At 72.3% G+C, this 20836-nt stretch carries 11 protein-coding genes and 1 pseudogene; 10 read left to right on the top strand and 2 right to left on the bottom strand.

The window, feature by feature from the left end; translation table 11 throughout:
• Window positions 1–215 precede the first annotated feature (215 nt).
• From ACZ4VI_RS11565 to ACZ4VI_RS11520, 10 genes and pseudogenes are all read left to right on the top strand, one after another.
• On the top strand, window positions 216–1067 hold the full coding sequence (locus tag ACZ4VI_RS11565; RefSeq protein ID WP_467998926.1) for an alpha/beta fold hydrolase: 852 nt from the start codon (window positions 216–218) through the stop codon (window positions 1065–1067).
• Window positions 1068–1242: 175 nt separating this feature from the next.
• Window positions 1243–7092: pseudogene (locus tag ACZ4VI_RS11560) on the top strand (type I polyketide synthase); the annotation flags it as partial.
• 2 nt (window positions 7093–7094) lie between these two features.
• Complete coding sequence (locus ACZ4VI_RS11555; RefSeq protein ID WP_467998925.1) at window positions 7095–10991, top strand: type I polyketide synthase; 3897 nt, start codon at window positions 7095–7097, stop codon at window positions 10989–10991.
• Complete coding sequence (locus tag ACZ4VI_RS11550; protein WP_467998923.1) at window positions 10973–11989, top strand: 3-oxoacyl-ACP synthase III family protein; 1017 nt, start codon at window positions 10973–10975, stop codon at window positions 11987–11989. Before ACZ4VI_RS11555 ends, ACZ4VI_RS11550 begins: the two co-directional genes overlap by 19 nt.
• A complete protein-coding gene (locus ACZ4VI_RS11545) occupies window positions 11986–13386 on the top strand; it encodes an NAD(P)/FAD-dependent oxidoreductase (protein WP_467998921.1) in 1401 nt (466 codons plus the stop codon). The genes ACZ4VI_RS11550 and ACZ4VI_RS11545 overlap by 4 nt, the downstream gene beginning before the upstream one ends.
• Window positions 13383–14456: an AfsA-related hotdog domain-containing protein gene (locus ACZ4VI_RS11540; RefSeq protein ID WP_467998920.1), complete on the top strand. Its 1074-nt coding sequence runs from the start codon at window positions 13383–13385 to the stop codon at window positions 14454–14456. Before ACZ4VI_RS11545 ends, ACZ4VI_RS11540 begins: the two co-directional genes overlap by 4 nt.
• A 3-nt stretch (window positions 14457–14459) precedes the next feature.
• Complete coding sequence (locus ACZ4VI_RS11535) at window positions 14460–15848, top strand: protoporphyrinogen/coproporphyrinogen oxidase (protein ID WP_467998918.1); 1389 nt, start codon at window positions 14460–14462, stop codon at window positions 15846–15848.
• Window positions 15845–16690 carry an SDR family NAD(P)-dependent oxidoreductase gene (locus tag ACZ4VI_RS11530; protein ID WP_467998916.1) on the top strand — a complete coding sequence of 282 codons (846 nt, stop codon included), beginning with the start codon at window positions 15845–15847 and terminating at the stop codon, window positions 16688–16690. Before ACZ4VI_RS11535 ends, ACZ4VI_RS11530 begins: the two co-directional genes overlap by 4 nt.
• A complete protein-coding gene (locus ACZ4VI_RS11525) occupies window positions 16687–17694 on the top strand; it encodes an acyl-CoA desaturase (RefSeq protein ID WP_467998914.1) in 1008 nt (335 codons plus the stop codon). The genes ACZ4VI_RS11530 and ACZ4VI_RS11525 overlap by 4 nt, the downstream gene beginning before the upstream one ends.
• Before the next feature lie 34 nt (window positions 17695–17728).
• Window positions 17729–19360 carry an AMP-binding protein gene (locus ACZ4VI_RS11520; RefSeq protein WP_467998913.1) on the top strand — a complete coding sequence of 544 codons (1632 nt, stop codon included), beginning with the start codon at window positions 17729–17731 and terminating at the stop codon, window positions 19358–19360.
• A gap of 64 nt (window positions 19361–19424) precedes the next feature.
• On the opposite strand, the gene ACZ4VI_RS11515 is transcribed toward ACZ4VI_RS11520, so the two are convergent.
• Together ACZ4VI_RS11515 and ACZ4VI_RS11510 are read right to left on the bottom strand one after the other, a co-directional pair.
• Entirely contained in the window at window positions 19425–19907 is a 483-nt protein-coding gene (locus ACZ4VI_RS11515) for a hypothetical protein (RefSeq protein WP_467998911.1), read from the bottom strand.
• Complete coding sequence (locus ACZ4VI_RS11510) at window positions 19904–20479, bottom strand: RNA polymerase sigma factor (protein ID WP_467998909.1); 576 nt, start codon at window positions 20477–20479, stop codon at window positions 19904–19906. The genes ACZ4VI_RS11515 and ACZ4VI_RS11510 overlap by 4 nt, the downstream gene beginning before the upstream one ends.
• Window positions 20480–20836 lie beyond the last annotated feature (357 nt).

Here is a 20836-nt window from a genome sequence, read left to right as displayed (position 1 = left end):
CACGCTACCCAGGCGATCGATCGTCCGCTATTGCCCTTTGGGGCAATGATCATCTTCTGCGAGTTCTTGCTGGCGAAAAAGGGACCGAGGTGTTTTGCTTGGGTCCGATTCAGTCGATCGGGCGGTCACGCCCCCAACGTGGCCCTGCGCATCGCACCGGTTACGGCGGCGGTCTGACGGTCCCTCACATTCGTTCGGTACCAGGGAGATTCGACATGCCTGAAGTACACCTCTCGGCGGGCACGGTGGAGTACCAGGACACCGGTGGCGACGGACCCGTCGTGGTCCTGCTCCACGGTGTCGCGATGGACGGCTCGTTGTGGCGTAACGTGGTGGCATCCCTGCGCTCGGAATTCCGTTGCGTGGTACCGACGTTGCCCCTGGGCGGGCACCGCCGGCCGATGAAACCCGACGCCGACCTCTCGATCCCGGGCGTGGCCCGGCTCGTGGCCGAGTTCCTGGAGCGGCTCGACCTGCGGGACGTCACCCTGGTGATGAACGACTGGGGCGGCCCCCAGGCGCTGGTCGCCGAGGGCCGGGACGACCGCATCGGACGCCTCGTCATCACCTCCTGCGAGGCCTTCGACAACTTCCCGCCGGGCGTGCCCGGGAGCAATCTGTACACCTCGGCCAAGATGCCCGGCGGCCTGAACTTCGCCTTCACGCTGCTGAAGCTGAAGCCGATGCGGCGACTGCCCATGACCTGGGGCTGGATGAGCAAGCGGCCGGTCCCGCACGACGTGATGAACACCTGGTTCGAACCGCTGTGGACCTCCAAGGAGATCCGCCGGGACCTTCGGAAGTACGTCCTCGGCGTCCCTCCCAAGAGCGAACTAATCGCCTGGGCCGAGAAGTTGCGCGACTTCGACCGGCCCGCCCTCGTGGTGTGGGCCGCCGAGGACAAGGTCATGCCGCCCGAGCACGGGCGGAGGCTCGCCGACCTGCTGCCCCAGGGCGAGCTCGTGGAGATCGCCGACAGCTACACCCTCATCCCCGAGGACCAGCCCGAACAACTCAGCGCACACATCAGGTCGTTCCTGCTCACCGGTAAGCCCGCAGCCCCGTAAGGGGCGAAGGGCGGACTCTGTGGCCGCTCCCGGGTACGCGGGAGCGGCGCGGCAGCACGGCGCGGGGGCGCAGAGGCGATGACGTGGAGAAGACATGAGTGACGCGATGGACGCGCAGACCAACGCCTTGGCGCTGCGCTTGACCGGTCTGCCCGACACCGGCCGGTACCCGGCCCTGCTCGATCTGGTCCGCGAGCAGACCGCGAGCCTGACGGGCACGGACCCGCAGGACATCGATCCGGACCTCGCCTATCGCGACTACGGCTACAACTCCCTGGCCGCCGTGGAGCTGACCGGCCGCCTCAGCAAGGCCACCGGCCTCGAACTCCCGCTCACGCTGCTGTTCGACCACCCGACGCCGGCCGCCGTGGCGGAACACCTTCTCTCGCGGTTCGGGTTCGCCCGTCCTGTCGCCGCCGCCGCCGTCGCCGACGCCGATGCTGAGCAGGTCGAGCCGGCCGCCCTGGACGACGAGCCGATCGCGATCGTGGGCATGGCGTGCCGCTATCCCGGTGGGGTGGCCTCGCCGGCGGACCTGTGGGATGTGGTGGCCGCGGGGCGGGACGTGGTCGGGGACTTCCCGCAGGACCGGGGCTGGGACCTGGACCGCCTCTTCGCCGACGACCCCGATCAGCCGGGCACGAGCTACGCGCGCACCGGCGGCTTCCTCGCATCGGCCGCCGACTTCGACGCGGACTTCTTCGGCATCGCGCGTCGCGAGGCCCTGGCGATGGACCCGCAGCAGCGGCTGCTCCTGGAGACCGTCTGGGAGTCCCTGGAGGACGCGGGCATCGACCCCGCCCGGCTCAGGAAGTCCCGGACCGGCGTCTACATCGGCAGCAGCGGTCAGGACTACGAGCAGGTGGCGCGTTCGGGTCCGGGTGATCTCGAGGGGTACTGGGGGATCGGTTCGGCGGGCAGCGTGCTCTCGGGTCGCGTCTCGTACGTGTTCGGGTTCGAGGGTCCTGCTCTGACGGTGGACACGGCGTGTTCGTCGTCGTTGGTGGGTGTGCATCTGGCCGTGCAGGCGCTACGGCGGGGTGAGTGCGGGCTCGCGGTGGCGGGTGGCGTGACGGTGATGTCGACGCCGAAGGTCTTCACGGAGTTCAGCAGGCAGCGTGCGCTGTCGCCGGACGGCCGGTGTCGTTCGTATGCGGAGGGCGCGAACGGGACGGGCTGGGGCGAGGGTGTCGGGGTCGTTCTGCTGGAGCGGCTGAGCGATGCCCGCCGGCTTGGGCATCGGGTGCTTGCTGTGATCCGGGGTTCGGCGGTCAATCAGGATGGCGCCAGCAATGGCCTGACGGCTCCGAACGGTCCGTCCCAACAGCGTGTGGTGGGTGAGGCGTTGGCTGCTGCCGGGCTTGGTCCTGGGGATGTCGATGTGGTCGAGGGCCACGGTACGGGGACGACGCTGGGTGATCCGATCGAGATCGATGCGCTCAGGGCTGTGTTCGGGCGGGATCGTGCGGCGGCGGGTCGGGGGCCGCTGTGGCTGGGTTCGTTGAAGTCGAACATCGGGCACAGTCAGGCCGCGGCGGGTGTGGGCGGTCTGATCAAGATGGTTCAGGCGCTGCGTCATGAGGTCCTGCCGCGGACGTTGCATGTGGACCGGCCCACGACGAAGGCCGACTGGTCCGATGGCGTGATCTCCCTGCTCACCGAGGCCACGCCCTGGCCGCGCGGTGAACGGGTCCGCCGCGCCGGCATTTCGGCCTTCGGCGTCGGCGGGACCAACGCGCACGTCCTGGTGGAGGAGGCACCCGAGGACGAGGATCCCGGCGTGGATCACCAGGCAGCCCCGCAGGTGGTGCCCTGGGTGCTCTCCGCGAAGACCCCCGCGGCCCTGCGCGAGCAGGCCCGCCGCCTGCACTCCCACCTCACCGAAGCCCCCGACGCCACCCCCGTCCAGGTCGGCGCCGCACTCGCGCTCACCCGCGCGCACTTCCCCCACCGGGCGGCCGTCACCGGCACCACCCGCGACGAACTCCTCGCCGGGGTGGCCGCGATCGCCCGGGGAGAGGACGCCGAGCAGGTCACCCGAGGCCGGGCCGGTACGGGAAAGATCGCCTTCGTCTTTCCCGGGCAGGGCTCCCAGTGGCTCGGCATGGGCCGTGAACTCGCCGCCGTCCACCCCGTGTTCGCCGAGGAACTGAAGGCCTGCGCGGACGCGCTCGCACCGCACGTCGACTGGTCGCTCGACGAGGTGCTCGCCGGCGCGCCCGGCGCTCCCTCGCTGGACCGCGTGGACGTCGTGCAGCCCGCACTCTTCGCCGTCATGGTGGCGCTGGCCGCGCTCTGGCGCCACCACGGGGTGCACCCGGACGCCGTGGTCGGGCACTCGCAGGGGGAGATAGCGGCCGCCTACGTCGCCGGTGGCCTGTCGCTGGAGGACGCGGCCCGGGTCGTGGCCCTGCGCAGCCGGGCCATCGCGGCCATGGAAGGGCGGGGCGGCATGGCATCGGTGACGGCGTCGCCCGAGCGGCTGCTCCCGCTGCTCGAACGCTGGGACGGGCTGATATCCGTGGCCGCGGTCAACGGGCCGTCCTCGATGACCGTGTCGGGGGATCCGGACGCCTTGGAGGAACTGCTCGCCGTCTGCGCCGCCGAGGACATCTGGGCACGGCTGATCCCTGTCGACTACGCGTCCCACTCCCCGCAGGTCGAACCCCTCGAGGAGCGCCTCGCCGCCGTCCTCGCGCCGGTCGCCCCGCGCGCCGGCGAGGTGAGCTTCCACTCCACCGTCACCGCCGCCGAGTTCGACACCTCGGGCCTCGACGCCGGCTACTGGTACCGCAATCTGCGCCGGACCGTCCGCTTCGAGGAGGTCGTACGGGACCTGCTCGACCGCGGCCACACGACGTTCATCGAGGTCAGCCCCCATCCGATCCTCACCTTCGCGGTGGAGCAGACGGTGGAGGAGTGGACGAAGACCGCCGGGCCGGACACCACCACCGGCGCCTCCGCCACCGTCCTCGGCTCGGCGCGACGCGAAGACGAACGGGGCCGCTTCACCGCCGCCCTGGCCGAGGCGTACGCACACGGGGCTCCCGTGACCTGGGACGCGGTGTTCGACGCGCGTCACGCACGCCATGTCCCGCTCCCCACCTACGCGTTCCGCCCGCAGCACCTCTGGGCCGCGTCCCGCGCCACCGCCGGGGATGTCTCCGGGGCGGGACTGCGTACCACCGGACACCGGCTCCTGCCCGTCGTCGCCGAGCAGGCCGACGGTACGGGCTGGCTGTTCACCGGCCGCGTCTCGCGGCACACGCAGGGCTGGCTGGACGACCACGCGGTGTACGACACGGTGCTGATGCCGGGTACCGCCTTCGTCGACCTCGCCGCGTGGGCCGCCGCGTACACCGGGTGCCAGACGGTCGACGAGCTGACGCTGGAGGAGCCGCTGGCCGTCCCGGACGAGGGCGCGGTCGATCTGCAGGCGTCGGTGGGGGAGTGGGACCCCCAGGGACGGCGGCCGATCGCCATCCACTCCCGCCCGGTGACCGCCTCGGGCGACCCGAGGGACGGCAGTCCGACGGACGGCGGTACGACGGACGGCGGTACGACGGACGGCGGCACCTGGCGGCGGCACGCCACCGGGTTCCTCTCAGCGGCGCCCGAGGGGTCCGCCGACGCGGCCCCGCCCGGCCTGTCCTTCTGGCCGCCCGCCGGCGCCACCGCCCTCGACATCGGCGAGCTGTACGACCGTCTCGCCGAACGCGGTTTCGGATACGGCCCCGTCTTCCGCGGACTGCGCGCCGCCTGGCGGCGCGACGGGGTGATCCTCGCCGAGGTGGACGCCGAGACGGGTGGTGCGGGACCCGGCGCCGCGGAGGGCTTCAGCGTGCACCCCGCGCTGCTGGACGCGGCGTTCCACGCCCAGCTCACCGAGCTGGCCGGTGCCGACGACACATCGGCCCAGGCTTGGCTGCCGTTCACCTGGTCCGGCGTACGGATCCACCAGCCGGGCGCCACCCGCCTTCGCGTCTCCCTCACACCGCTCGGCGAGGGCACCGTGCGGATGGTCGCCGTCGACGCGAACGGCGCTCCGGTGGTCTCCGTCGACTCGGTCGTGGCCCGTCCGGTGTCGCCGGCCAGGCTGGCGTCCCTCCGTACGGCCGACGACTCGCTGTTCCGGCTGGACTGGCAGGCCGTTCCGACTCCGACGGCCGCCGCGCCGGGACGCTGGGCGGTGCTGGGCGAGAGCGGAAACGGCTACGGCTTCGGCGCCGACGTCGCCTCGTACGCCATCCTGTCCGCGCTCGGCGAGGCGATCGACGCGGGCGAGCCCGTCCCGGAGACCGTGATCGTGCCGCAGGACGTGATCGCGCCCGGGACGGCCGCGCACGAAGCGCCCAGCGCGGAGGCGGCCCGAAACTGCGCCCACCGGACCCTCGCCCTGCTGCGCGAGTGGCTCGCCGACGAGCGGTACGGCGCCGCACAGCTGGTGTTCCTCACCCGTAACGCCGTGGATGCCACCCCGGACCTCGCCCCGCTGTGGGGCCTGGTGCGTACGGCACAGTCCGAGCACCCGGGCCGGTTCACGCTCATCGACCTGGACGGCGCGGACGCCCCCGCACCCGTCCTGGCCGCGCTCCTCGCCACCCAGGAACCCCAACTCGCCGTGCGCGACGGGGTGGCGTACGTTCCCCGCGTCGTCCGGGCCCGGGGCACCGAGGGCGAGCCGTTGCGCTTCGACCCGGACGGCACGGTCCTGATCGCCGGAGGCACCAGCGGCCTCGGCGCCCACCTGGCCCGGCACCTTGTGGTCCAACACGGTGCGCAGCACCTGCTGTTGGTGAGCCGACGCGGCCGGGCGGTCGACGGTGTCGCGCAGCTGGAGGCCGAACTGGCCGCGCTCGGCGCCGAGGTGACCGTCACCGCCTGCGACCTCACGGACCGCGCGGCGACGGCGGCGCTCCTGGCATCCGTACCCCCGGAGCATCCGCTGACCGCTGTCGTCCACTCCGCGGGAGTGCTCGACGACGGCCTCGTGGAGACGCTCACGCCCGAGCGGCTCGACCGTGTGCTGCGGCCCAAGATCGATGCCGCCCTCCATCTGCACGAGCTGACCTCCGGTGCGCCGCTCTCCGCCTTCGTCCTGTTCTCCTCCGTGGCCGGCACTGTCGGCGGCCCCGGGCAGGGCAACTACTCGGCCGCCAACGCGTTCCTCGACACCTTCGCGCGGTGGCGGCGCGCCCAGGGCCTGCCCGCCCTCTCGCTCGCCTGGGGCCTGTGGGAGGAGGCGAGCGACATGACCCGGCACCTCGGGGACACGGGCGTCGCCCAGCTGGGGAGGTCGGGTCTCGCGCCGCTCACCACCGACGCGGGTCTGCGTCTCTTCGACGCGGTGCACGGCACCGACGAGGCGCTGCTGCTCCCCGTCTCGCTGGACCTGGGCGCGCTGCGCGCCCAGGCGCGCGAGGGCACGCTCCCGCCGGTGCTGCGGTCCCTGGTGCCCGCCTCGCCCCGCGAGGCGGAGACGACGGGCGGCGCGCTGCGGGAACGCCTCGCGGCCACGGCGCCGGAGGAGTGGGACGCGCTGGTGACGGGCGCGGTCACGGCCGAGCTCGCCGCCGTTCTCGGATCCGAGGACGAGGGCGCGGTCGACCCGGGACTTCCCTTCAGGGAGCTGGGTCTCGACTCTCTGGGCGCGGTACGGCTGCGCAACCGGCTGAGCCGGCTGACCGGTCTCACCCTGCCGTCCACGCTGGTCTTCGGTCACCCCACGGTGACCGCTCTCGCCGCTCATCTGCGGACGCTGCTCGAAGAGCACGCCGGCCAGGACCAGGAACCGCCGACGGCTCCCGCCGTGTACGCGTCCCTGGACCGCCTGGCCGAGGTGCTGCCGTCGGTCGCCGAGTCCGACGCCGCCGCCGTCGGCGCGCGGCTGCGCTCCCTGCTCGCCGCGCTGGAGGGCGGCGAGGGGGAGAACGGCGGCGACGCGGGAGAGCTCGGGGAGCGGATCGACGAGGCGACCGCGGACGAGATCTTCGACTTGATCGACAACGACCTGGGGGTGCGCTGAACATGTCCGACGACAAGACACTGCGGTACCTCAAGCGGGTGACCGCGGAACTGCAGAGCACCCGCGAGAAGCTGCGCCAGGCCGAGCAGCGCGCTCACGAGCCGATCGCGGTCGTGGGCATGGCGTGCCGCTATCCGGGCGGGGTGGCTTCGCCGGCCGACCTGTGGGACGTGGTGGCCGCGGGGCGGGACGTGGTCGGGGACTTCCCGCAGGACCGGGGCTGGGACCTGGACCACCTCTTCGACGACGACCCGGATCACCTTGGGACGACGTATGCCAGAGGTGGTGCGTTCCTGGAGGGCGCCACGGAGTTCGACGAGGAGTTCTTCGGCATCGGCCGTACGGAGGCCCGGGCGATGGACCCGCAGCAGCGGCTGCTCCTGGAGACCGTCTGGGAGTCCCTGGAGGACGCGGGCATCGACCCGGGCGAGCTGCGCGGCTCACGGACCGGTGTGTTCGTGGGGACGACCGGTCAGGACTACGTACAGCTGGCGCGTTCGGGTCCGGGTGATCTCGAGGGGTACTGGGGGATCGGTTCGGCGGGCAGTGTGCTGTCGGGGCGGATCTCGTACGTGTTCGGGTTCGAGGGTCCGGCCCTGACGGTGGACACGGCGTGTTCGTCGTCCTTGGTGGGTGTCCATCTGGCCGTGCAGGCGTTACGGCGCGGTGAGTGCGGGCTCGCGGTGGCGGGCGGCGTGACGGTGATGTCCACCCCGGGTGTCTTCACGGAGTTCAGCAGGCAGCGCGCTCTGTCGCCGGACGGCCGGTGCCGTTCGTACGCGGAGGGGGCGAACGGGACCGGCTGGGGGGAGGGTGTCGGGGTCGTTCTGCTGGAGCGGCTGAGCGACGCCCGCCGCCACAACCATCAGGTGCTTGCGGTGATCCGGGGTTCGGCGGTTAACCAGGACGGTGCGAGCAATGGTCTGACGGCTCCCAACGGCTCATCCCAACAGCGTGTGGTGGGTGAGGCGTTGGCTGCTGCCGGTCTTGGTCCTGGGGATGTGGACGTGGTCGAGGGCCACGGTACGGGGACGACGCTGGGTGATCCGATCGAGATCGATGCGCTCCAGGCTGTGTTCGGGCGGGAGCGTGCGGCGGGGCGGCCTTTGTGGCTGGGTTCGTTGAAGTCGAACATCGGGCACAGTCAGGCTGCGGCGGGTGTGGGTGGTCTGATCAAGATGGTTCAGGCGCTGCGACATGAGGTCCTGCCGCGGACGTTGCATGTGGACCGGCCCACGACGAAGGCGGACTGGTCCGGCGGGGTGATCTCGCTGCTGACCGAGGCCATGCCCTGGCCGCGCGGTGAGCGGGTCCGCCGCGCCGGAGTCTCGGCCTTCGGGATCAGTGGCAGCAACGCCCATGTCGTCATCGAGGAAGCGCCGCTGGCCGAAGCAGAAGCCGAAGCCCACAGCGAGAGCGTCCCGCTGGTCCCCTTGGTGCTGTCCGCGAAGACCCCCGCCGCTCTGCGCGAGCAGGCCCGCCGTCTCCACACCCACCTCACCGGTACCGCCCCCGACGCCACCCCCGTCCAGGTCGGCGCCGCGCTCGCGCTCACCCGCGCGCGCTTCCCCCACCGGGCGGCCGTCACCGGCGCCACGCGCGACGAACTCCTCGCCGCTCTAAGGTCGTTCGGGTCCGGTGAGCTGCCGGACAACGCCGTCCAGGGGCTGGCCGTACGGGCCGCGAAGACCGCGTTCCTCCTCTCGGGGCAGGGCTCGCAGCGGGCCGGCATGGGCCGTGAACTTGCCGCCGCTCACCCCCTGTTCGCGCAGGCCCTCGACTCCGTGTGCGCCGAACTCGACCGGCATCTCGACCGCCCGCTGCGGCAGGTGATGTTCGCCGACGAGGGCACCCCGGAAGCCGAGCTGCTGCATCGTACGGGCTACGCCCAGCCCGCCCTGTTCGCCCTGGAAGTGGCGCTGTACCGGCTCGTCGAGGCCTGGGGCTTCACGCCCGACTTCCTGATGGGCCACTCGGTCGGCGAACTGGCCGCCGCGCATGTCGCCGGGGTGCTGTCCCTGGCGGACGCGAGCGCCCTGGTCGCCGCCCGCGGCGCCCTCATGCAGGCGCTCCCGGACGGCGGCGCGATGCTCGCCCTGGAGGCGTCGGAGGACGAGACCAGGGAAAGCCTGCGGGATCACGGGCAGTTGGCCCTGGCCGCGGTGAACGGTCCCCGCTCGGTGGTCGTGTCCGGCGACGTCGACGCGCTCACCGCGTGGCAGCGGCAGTGGCAGGACCAGGGGCGCCGGGTCCGGCGGTTGCGGGTGAGCCATGCCTTCCACTCGCCTCTGATGCGTCCCATGCTCGACCGCCTCGCCCTCGTGGCCGGCGGCCTGCGCTACCACGCGCCCTCCGTGCCCATCGTCTCGAACGTGACCGGGAACCTCGCGGACCCGGCCGACCTGACGAGTCCCGCGTACTGGGTGCGGCACGCCGAACGGCCCGTCCGCTTCCACGACGGAATGCGCCACCTGGAGCGGGCGGGAGTGACGGCCTTCCTGGAGCTCGGCCCCGCCGGGGTGCTCACCGGCATGGCCAGGGACTGCCTCGACGCCCCGTCGTCCGCGGTGCTCACGCCCGCCCTCGACGGGCGCGCACCCGAGCCCGCCGCACTGCTCACCGCCCTCGCCGAGCTGCACACAAACGGAGCGAGCGGCGATCTGGCGGCCCTCTTCGTCCCGGCCGCGGCCCGCCGAGTGTCGCTTCCCACGTACGCCTTCCAGCGGCGCCGGCACTGGATCGACGGGGCGCAGGCGGTACGGAACCCGGCGCCCGGGACGGCCGTCCCGCCCCCGGAACCGGAGCCTTCGCGGTCGGAGTCGCGGCAGGATCAGGACGTACTCGCCCTGGTCCGCACCCAGGCGGCCCTCGTCCTCGGCTACGAGGACGGCGCGGCCGTCGACGCCGGCCGCACGCTCCTGGAGCTCGGCATCGACTCGCTCGGGGCCGTCAGGCTCCAGCGCCGCCTTTCGGCCGTCACCGGCCTCGACCTGCCCGCCACCCTCCTGGTCGACCACCCCACCCCAGCCGCAATCGCGGAGTACCTGAGGCCCATGATCGCGCCCGCCGAGCCCGGCTACGCCGAGCTGCTCAGGGCCGCACACGGCAAGGGCGAACTTCCGGACGTCGTCGCCCTGTTGCGTAAAGCCGCCGCGGAACGCCCCGGCTTCACCACCTCCGACCGGTCCGACGCGCGGCCGGAGCACGTCCTGCTCTCCGACGGGCCCGCCGCGCCCGCCGTCGTCTGCGTGCCGTCGTTCCTCGCGGGGTCCGGGCCGCACCAGTTCGCCCGGTTCGCCGCGGGTTTCACGCACCGGCCGCGGATGGCCGCGCTCACCCTGCCGGGCCTCGGGGCCTCGCCGGACCTGCCGGGATCGTGGCGCGCGGCGGTCGACAGGCTGGCCGCCGCCGCCCTGGCGTTCGCGGGCGACGCCCCGGTGCTCCTTGTCGGGCACTCGATCGGCGGGGTGCTCGCGCATGCCGTCGCCGCGGCCCTGGAGCGTGCCGGGCACCGGGTCGAGGGGGTCGTGCTCATCGACACGTACGAGCCCGAACCCGCCCAGCAGGGCGAGGTGTTCAGCTGGGCCATGGGGCGGATCCTCGCCAGGGACGAGGCGCTCGTCGACATCAACGACGACAACGTCCTGGCCATGGGCGGCTATCTGCGGCTCTTCGACGGCTGGACGGCCGACCCGCTGACCGCGCCGGCGCTGCTGCTCACCGCCGAGCGGGGCCCGGACGCGGCGGGCAGCGGAGCCTGGCGGCTCTGGAACGCCTCCGACACCGTCGCCCCGGCCCCCGGCGACCACTTCTCGCTCCTCGAAGAACACGCTGCGCAGACGGCGCGGATCGTCGAGGACTGGCTTCGAAAGGAACTGTCATGCAGCCCGTCGGCATAGTCGACTTCGGGAGCTATCTGCCCGAGACCGTCGTGGGGCCCGAGTTCTTCCGGGACGAGAACGCCCCGGTGGACCCGCTCGCCAACACGCCCCTGTTCCGCGTGCCGCCGACGCGCCACCACGTCGCTCCCGGCGAGCGCGCGGCCGACATGATCGCCAAGGCGGCCCGGCCGGTCTTCGAACGGCTCGGCAAGGAGCCGGCGGGCCAGGTCGACGTGCTCCTGACGAACGTCCTGCTCCCCGACGAACCGTTCATGGGCGTCGGCGCCCAGGCGGCACACCGGCTCGGCATCGATCCCGAGTGGATCGTGGACCTGCACAACGGCGGCTGCGGCTCGTTCATGTACATGGTGCGCCTCGCCCAGAAGATCATGGCCGACGGTTCGGCACGTACGGCACTGATCGCCAACGTGCAGAACACCGCAGGCCAGATGTTCGCCCAGTCCGAGGTGCGCAGGCTGTCGCACGCGGCGGTCCCCGGCGACGGCTGCGGGGTGGCCTACCTGGAGGCAGGCGGCGGCTCGCCCGTCCTCGGCGTCCGTACCCACAGCGTCCCCGAACACTCCGTCGACCTCGGCGTACGGACCCCGGACCGGCGCAAGTACTGGGAGCCCGGGAACGGCCAGATGGACATCTGGTTCGACGCCGACAAGACGGCCGAGATCCTGGAGCGCGGCAACCGGCTCGTCCCCGAGATCGTCGGGAAGCTCTGCGCGGACCTCGGCGTACCGCCCTCCGACATCGACGTGCTGGTCACCAACCAGCCGAACCGGATCTTCCTGAAGAACTGGCGGGAGGCGCTGAAGCTCGACCCCGAGCGCCACCTGGACACCTTCGACCGCTTCGGGAACCTGTACGGCGCCGCCGTGCCCATCACCCTCGACCAGGCGGCGCGCAACGGTGACCTGCACGACGGCGACCTCGTCGTGATGTCCGGCTTCGCACATGCCGGAGACTTCGCCGCCGCCGCGGCCATGCGCTGGAAGAGCGCGTCGTGAGCGGTGGCAGGGGGGCCGGTGCGGAGGAGTTCGACGTGATCGTGGTCGGCGCGCGCTGCGCGGGGGCGTCGGTCGGCGCGCTCCTGGCGCGCCGCGGGCTGCGCGTCGTCGTGCTCGACCAGGCCGCGGAGATCCGCTCGACCCTCTCCTCCAACATCCTCCAGGCGGATTCCCTCGCGTTCCTGAGCCGGCTCGGGGTGATGGAGCGGCTGCGGGACGCCGGAGTCACCACCATGAGCCATGTCGACATGCGCCTGGAGGAGTTCCGCTGCGTGGCCGCGTTCCCGCAGGCGCCCGGCGACGTGGGCGGCGCGGCGTGCATCCGCAGGGAGGTCCTCGATCCCGTACTGGTGGACGCGGCCCGCGAGTCCGGCGCCGAGGTGCGGCTCGGCACCCGCGTCGTCGGCGTGGTGCGCGACGACGGCGGCCGGGTGGCGGGCGTCCGCGCGGTGCGCGGCGGGGCCGAGAGCGAGCTGCGGGCTCGCCTGGTGGTCGGCGCGGACGGCCGGAACTCCACGGTCGCCGAGGCGTGCGGGGCGCGCATGTACCACGTCACGCCCGGTGAACGCAGCTACTACTGGACGTACTTCGAAGGCGCGGACCTCGGTCCGCGGCCGACCTTCGTCTTCCACCGCTGGGGCGACCGGCACATGCTCGGCGGCCCCGCCGACAACGGCCTGTACATCGTGGGCGTCTCGCCCCAGCAGCACGAGCGGGAGAGCTTCCGCGCCGACCTCGAAGGCTCCCTGCGCGCCCACACGACGCGCTGCGCGCCGATCGCCGAGGCGCTCGCGAGCGGCGCCACCCGGGCGAGCAGGATCTACGGCATCCGCCGCTTCGTCGGATACTTCCGCGAGGCCGCGGGCCCCGGCTGGGTCCTGCTCGGTGACGCCGGGCACTTCAAGGACCCGGCGGGCGGGCGCGGCATCGGCGACGCGTTCCACCAGGCGGAGCGGCTCGCGCCCGCCGTCGCGGCGGCGCTCGGGTCGGCGGAGCCGATGGACGACGCCACCGCCAAGTTCGGCCGGTGGCGGGACCGTACCTACGCCGAGTACTACGGCCTGGCCGCGGACCTCGGCGTGGCCGGTCCCATCGCGGGCGTCGTCCCCCAGGTCGTGCGCAGGCTGCACGCCCGGGGCGAGATGGACGGGGTACTGAACCTGCTGAGCCACCGGGCCTCCGTCCTCGACGTGCTCACCCCCGCGCGGGTGCTCCGCGCCACCGGCGGGAGCCTGCTGCGCGGGCCCGCCCGACGGCGTGCCGCCCTGACCGAGCTGCGGAGGCTGGCCGGCACGGAGATCCGGCGCAGGAACGCGATGCGCAAGCCCGTCCACCACCGGGGCCCGGAGCCCCGCCCCGTACAGCAGGACACCTCTGAACCGGAGCTGAGCCGATGACCAGCACAGTCCCGCACGGCACAGTCCCGCACGCGGCCGTACGCGGTCAGCTGCCGCCCCCCGGCATCGAGCTGGCCTTCGAGCGGACGGTGCCGCGCGCCCTGGCGCACCGCAGGCAGATCGGCGAGGTCTTCGTCGCCGACTCCGCGCAGACGTCCGAGGACGACTTCCATCTGTCCTTCCAGATCCCTCGCGCGCACAGCCTCTGGTCCGACCAACGGCCGGGATTTCACGACCCGTTCGCCTCGGCCGAGGCCGCCCGGCAGTCCATCTTCGTGCTCCTGCACCGCCATGTCGGGGTCCCGGTCGGGCTCCCCTTCAGCCTCCAGCGGATCACCCTGCGGGTCGAGGACCCTGAGGCGTACGTCCACGACGGGGTCTCCGCCCTGGAGGGCTTTGTGCACTACCGGGTGGCCGACCGCGTGGGCAGGGGATCCGACGTGGTGAGCATGGTCCTCGAAGGGGTCATGGAGATCGGCGGCCGGCGGGCGATGACCCTGCGCGCGGTCCTCGCCTTCATGTCGCAGGAGGACTATGACGTCTTCCGGGCCTTCCAGCGGGGGCGGAAGCCCGTGGACACCGCCCGGCCGACCCCGGCGCGGCGCCTCGAACCCGCCCTGGTGGGCCGTGAGAACCCGCGGAACGTCGTGATCGGCACGCCAGAGTCGGCGGGCGGCGGCACGGGCTATCTGCTGGCCGCCGACCCCCGGCACCCCGCGTTCTTCGACCACGAGTACGACCATGTGCCGGGCCCGCTCATGGTCGAGGGACTGCGGCAGACGGCCGTGGCCGCGGCCTGCCGGGCCGGGGCGATGCGCACGCCGCACGCCCTCGTCGTCGGCTGCGAGGCGGCGTTCCTCGACTTCGCCGAGTTCGAGGCGGACCTCGTCTACGAGGCGGAGGTCGGCACCCCCGCCGCGGACGGCCGCCTTCCGGTGGCCGTGGCCCTGCGGCAGTTCGGACACAAGGTCGTCGAGGGCCGTATCGAGCTGCTTCCCGACGCAGACGCAGACGCAGACACAGACGCGGCCCCGGGCCCCCATTCGACCGTACGAGCGCACGGAGTCTGATCCATGTCTCTTGACCGCACCACACCCTTCGACCGCACCACACCCTCCGCACGCACAGCATCCGCCGAACGCGGCCGGAACCGGCGGCGCGTGGCCGTCGTCGGCGGGGGCATCTCCGGCCTCACCGCGGCGCTCCGCCTCGACCTCCTCGGCTACGACGTCGAGGTCATCGAGGCGGCCGGGACACTCGGCGGCCGCTTCGGACTCGACAAGCTCGGCGACCGGCCGGTGATGACCGGCGGAAAGAACATCGGCCGCCGGTACCACACGTTCCGCTGGTTCACCTCGGAGCTCGGCCGGGACACGTACGAGTCGTTCGGCTACAACGCCTCGCGCATCAAGAACGGCCAGGTGCTCACCCTCGACAGCGAGCGCCGTGGCCAGACCCTGCAGAACATCCGGCGCATGGGCTCCACGCGGGACTTCCTGCGGATGGCGGCCATGGCGGCGCGCATCCGGGCCGACGACCGCAACCGCTTCCTCGGCTCGCGCTACTTCAGCGGCGTCTCACACCGCCACGACCACGCCCCGCTCAGCTCGTTCTTCGGGCCCGAGATGACGGACATGCTGGTCCGGCCCATGGTGATCCGCAACAACGGAGCCGAGCCGGACGAGATGTACCCGGGCACCTTCGGTACGAACATCGCCATGCTGATGGACCACTACGACCAGCTCGCGGGCGGCATCCAGCCGGTCCTCGAAGCCTTCGCCAAGCGGGTCCCGGTGCGGCTCGATGCCCGGGTCGAGGGCCTGGTGACCCAGGGCGGCAAGATCACCGGCCTGCGCGTCGCCGAGAGCGGCGCGGACGCGCGGACCAGCGACTACGACGGGGTGGTCCTCGCCACCCCCGCGTACGCCACGGCCGACATCGTGCGCTCTGCGCTGCCCGAACTCGCCCGACGCCTGTCGGACGTGAACTACTTCCCGTCCACCGTGGTGCTCGTCGAGTACGACCGGCCCATGTTCGGCCACGACGTGCGCGCGCTCGCCCTGGACGACGGGCCCTGCACCAACGCCGGCTCGTACGGCATGGAGGAGCGGCACATCGTCCGCTACACCTACAGCGGCCGTGAAGGCCGGCTCACCGACTTCAGCCCCGAGAACATCGCCCGGCTGACGAGCGACACCGAAGAGCGGCTGGTGAAGTACCTGGGAGCGCCGCGCGCCGAGCGCGTCCACACCGTCGTCAAGCACTGGAAGGCCGCCTACAGCGGCTACCTTCCGTACCACGCCGAGTTCCTGGCGGACGTTCGCGGATCCGTCACGGACGTGGCGGGCCTCGAGCTCGCCGGCGACTACATCCAGGGCGTGTCCATCGAGGCGTGCGCCAGGACGGGCCGGGCGGCGGCCGGGCGGCTCGCCACCCACCTCACGGGCGGGAGCGGGGCATGACGGGCCCCCGCTGGGCGGTTGTCACCGGCGCCTCCTCCGGTATCGGCGAGCACCTCGCCCGGGGCCTCGCCGCGCGCGGGTACGGTCTGTGGCTCGTCGCCCGCGGCACCGAGGCCCTGGAACGCCTCGCCGCGGAACTGCGCGCGACGCACGGGGTGGCGGTGCACGTCAGGACCTGCGACCTCGCCGATCCCGCCGCGCGCCGGGAGCTCGGCGAGGAGCTCGCGGCGCAGCCGGTCTCCGTGCTCTGCGCCAACGCGGGCTTCCCCACCTGCGGGCCGTTCAGCGAGAACGACCCGGCACGGGAGGCCGCGGAGATCCAGGTCAACGTCGTCTCCCTGCACGAGCTGACCCGGGCCGTGCTGCCCGGCATGCTCGCCCGCCGGCACGGCAGGATCCTGGTCACCGGATCGACCGCCGGCTACCAGCCGGTGCCGACCGCGGCGACCTACTCGGCCACCAAGGCGTTCGCGAACACCTTCGCCGAATCCCTCCATGTCGAACTGCGCGGCACGGGAGTGAGCTGCACGCTGCTCGCCCCGGGCCCCGTGCGCACCAACTTCTACGCCGCGGGCGGCATCACGGGCCTGCAGAGGCACCGGTTCCTGGCCTGGCTGCCGCCGCAGCGCGTCGCCGAGGCGGCACTGCGCGCCCTGGAACAGGGGCGCCGCACCGTCGTCCCGGGACCGGTCGCCAAGGCGCAGTACCTCGCCGGCCGCCACACCCCGCGCGCGCTGCTCTTTCCCGTGCTACGCGCGGTGATCCTGCCCCTGATCCGCAACGCCCGGGGCAACCCCCTCCATCCGACGGACAGTCAACGCACAGAAGTGAGAGGCAGATGAACGGCAGAGAACACCGCTGGTTCATACTCGGAGCGTCACTCATCCCGCTGGTCGCGGTCTTCGGCGCCATGGTCCTGCTCTGGAACGAGATCTTCGGCTGGTCGGACGTCGTCGTCCTCGTCATCATGTACGCGATATCCGGCTTCGGGATCTCCACCGGATACCACCGCATGCTCACCCACCGCTCCTTCGAGACCTACAAGCCCATCCGCGTCGCCCTGGCCACGGCCGGCGTCATGGCGGGCCAGGGCCCGCCGCTGATCTGGGCGGCCCATCACCGCAAGCACCACCGCGTCGCCGACAAGGAAGGCGACCCGCACAGCCCCCACCTCGACTTCGAACCCGGCTTCAAGGGCACCATGGCCGGACTGTGGCACGCGCACCTGGGCTGGCTCTTCGACGTCGGCCTGACGTCCGACCCCATGCGCTACTGCCCCGACCTGGTCCGCGAGAAGTCGCTGCGCTGGCTCAGCCAGCACATCGTGCTCGTCGTCACGGCAAGCGTCGTCCTGCCGGGCCTCATCGCGTACGGCATCACCGGCGGCTCCCTCCAGGCGGGACTGACCGGCATGCTGTGGGGCGGCCTTGTCCGCATCTTCCTCATCAACCACATGACCTACGCGGTCAACTCCGTCGGCCACTACTTCGGCCGCCGCCGCTTCGAGACCACCGACGAGTCGCGCAACGTGGCCTGGCTCTCCATCCCCTCCTTCGGCGAGGCCTGGCACAACAACCACCACGCCTTCCCCCGCTCCGCCCGCCACGGCATGAAGTGGTACGAGATCGACCTGAGCGCCATCCTCATCTGGGGTCTGGAGAAGACCGGGCTGGCCTGGAAGGTCGTCCGGATCGACCCCGAGCGGATGACCATGCGCGAGGCCAACATCAGCCGGGTCAGCGGGAGTTCCCTCTCCAGGGAGGAACTCCTGGAGAGCCAGCAGAAGATCGCCCCCATGGCCGACCGGTCCCGGGCGTCCGACGCCTCCCTCGTGGACGTCGAATAGCGGCGACGAGACAACACAAGACGGGGACAAGCACATGGAGTTCTTCAACGCCCTGACGCACGATGCCTCGCACGGCGTGCTGCACGTGTGGTCCGGCGACGAGTTCGAGCACACACCCTGGCGTGACGTCGTCCGGGACGCGCACGGGATGGCCGCCGAGCTCCGCACCCTCGGCGTACGGCCCGGCACCCGGGTCGCCGCCATCCTCACCAACACACCCGACACGGTGCGCGGCCTGCTGGCCGTCTGGCTGGCCGGCGGCGCGGTGGCCTCGCTGCCGCTGCCCACCCGGGGCCAGAGCCAGGAGGCGTACGGCGAGCAGCTGGTGGCGCTCTCGGCCCGGCTCGACCCGACCGTCCTCCTCGTGGACGACTGGCTCGTCCCCATGGTCCCGGAGGAACTGAGCAAGGAACTGCCCCTCCACGGCTGGGCTTCGCTGCGCGGCACCCGGCGCATCGACCCGAGCCCCCCGGGCCGGGACGACGTGGCGTTCATCCAGTACTCCTCGGGCAGCACCAGCACCCCCAAGGGGTGCGCGCTCACGACCCGCGCCATCGAGGAGCAGCTGCGGATCATCCTCCATCTGACGGGCGGCCGGCCGGGAGCCGACACGGTCGCCTCCTGGCTCCCGCTCTCGCACGACATGGGGATGTTCGGCTGCCTGCTGTACTCGTGGGCGTACGACTTCGACTTCGTACTCTCCTCCCCGGAGCGGTTCGGGATGGCGCCGCGTACGTGGTTCCGTGACATGTCCGAGTACCAGGCGACGATGACGGCCGGCACGAGCACGGCGGTGTACCTCGCCGCGCGCGCCCAGGGGAGCGGAACACTCCCCAAGGAGCTGAGGATCCGCGCCGCGGTGATCGGCGCCGAGCGCGTCGACTGGGACACGCTGACCGCCGCGACGGAGAAGTTCCGACCCTTCGGCCTGTCCGACACCGCGTTCCAGCCCGCGTACGGCATGGCGGAGGCGACCCTCGCCGTGACCGGCAAGCCGTGGGCGCGGGCACCGAAGGCGCTCGCCTTCGACGGGCCCGCACTCGTCGCCGGTCAGGTGGTCGAGGTGGCGCCCGACCACCCGAAGGCCACCCGGCTCGTCTCCAACGGCGTGACGCTGCCCGGGGTCTCGGTGCGGGCCGGCGGCCTGGGCGGGGTCGCGGAGATCCAGGTCTCCTCGCCGAGCCTCGCGAGCGGCTACCACGCCGACCCGGAACGTACCGCCGCGCGATTCCAGGACGGCTGGCTGCGCACCGGAGACCTGGGCTTCACACTGGACGACGAGCTGTACGTGCTCGGCCGGGCCGACGACATGCTGTCCGTGGGCGGGCGGAAGGTCTACGCCTCGGAGATCGAGGCGGCGGTCGACTCCCTCAAGAACATACGCAAGGGATGCGCGGCCCTGGTCGACGTGGGCGGCTCCGGCACGCCCCGGCTGGTGCTGATGCTGGAGTCCCAGGGCAACCCCCGGGACTACCGTCCCATCGCCGAGGAGGCGGCCTCGCTGGCCATGGAGAAGGCCGGGGTCGCGCTCACGGAGTACCTGTTCCTGCCGCGCGGGGCGCTGCCGAAGACCCCGAGCGGAAAGATCCAGCGCTTCCGCTGCCGTGCGCTGCTCGACCTCGACGAGGAGCGGCTCGCCGCCGTGGCGCGGGTGACGCTCGGCTGAGCAGCCTCGAACGGGTCCGGCCGCCCGAACCGGGCCGGACCCGTACCGCTCGCGCGCACACGAGTCAGGTGCCGGCGGTGCGGGCGCGGGTTCGGGCGGCGGCGCGTTCGATCATCAGCCGGCCGCGGGCCTGGCCGACCGTGCGCAGGGCCCGCTGGACCCGGGCGGACCAGGGCTGGCGGAGGCCGCCGAGGACCGCGAACCGGGTACCGGAGCCCTCCGGGGTCGCGGCCATGCCGCCGACGACGTAACGGCTCTGCATGAGGCACCAACCAGGCTGCAGCAGGACATCGAAGGAGGCGCTGTGAGCGAACGGCCCGTACGCCCAGGCCTTCATGCGGTCCGGTCCCGCCGGCCGGCAGCGGAAGGCGCGCACGGTCGGCAGCAGGTTCGGCAGTTCGTGCTCCAGGTCGCTCGCCACCGCCCACACCTCGTCGGGCGGCAGGTCGAGGTACGCGTCCGCGTACATGACGGCATGGAGTCCGCCGGCCATGACGCGCAGACGCCGTACCGGATCGAGTTCGGCCGTCGGCCAGGTGGGGTTCATCGCGGCCACGCCTTTCGGAAGCTGTGACGGGCACGGTGGAGACGGGACTTCACCGTGCCGTGGGAGATGTTGAGGATGTCGCTCGCCGACCGCTCGTCCAGGCCCTCGAGTTCGCGCAGGACCAGGACCGCGCGGTGCTCGGTCGACATGCGCCGCAGCGCGTCCCGGACGTCCACCGCCAGTTCGGGGCTGCACGACCGGGCCAGGTCCTCGAAGGCGTCGAACTCGCATACCGGGGTCTCCCGTTCCGCCCGCCGGGCGACCCGCACCGCCTCGCGTACGGTGACGGTGCGCACCCAGGCGTAGACGGCGCGGGGATCCTTCAGCCGGGGCAGGCCCTGGAAGACCGCGATCAGCGCCTCCTGCACGGCGTCGGAACTGTGCGACAGGGCGATCGGCCGGCACAGCCGGCTGACGTACGGGGTGAGCAGGCCGAGGAGGTCGTTCAGGGCCATCACGTCACCGGACTGGGCGGCCCGTACGAGGGCGGCCGCCTCGGCCCAGGGGTCGTCACGGGCGGCCTGCCCCGGGGGCGGAGCCTGTCGCAGGGTGTCTGCTCGGGCCGTTTTCATCTACTGCGCTCCTCCCTTTGTCGTCGACGCTCCAGCCGCACGACAAAGCGACGTCGGTGTGGGAGCTTCGCTGGTGAGGAGGCGCTGCGGCGCTCAGGTACTCCCCGCCGTCGTGAACCGGCCAGAACCGACGTCCGTGGTATCTCGTAGCCGGGGGAGTACTCGGCCCGCCCCGGCCCTCTCTACGGGTGTCGGCGATGCAGGCCGCGGCGGCCCGGTCCGGTTCCGGGCGCCGCGGCCACCCGTGCATCCCGCGCGCGTTCTGGAGAAAGGTGGGATTCGGGGTTCTCGGAGTGGAATCCGGCGACCCGTGGTCGATGAATCTTCTGTATGGCACAAGGAAATAGCCGGTTTACC

Source organism: Streptomyces sp. NPDC029169, from assembly GCF_055563935.1.
This window is presented reverse-complemented; position numbering and strand designations above follow the sequence as displayed.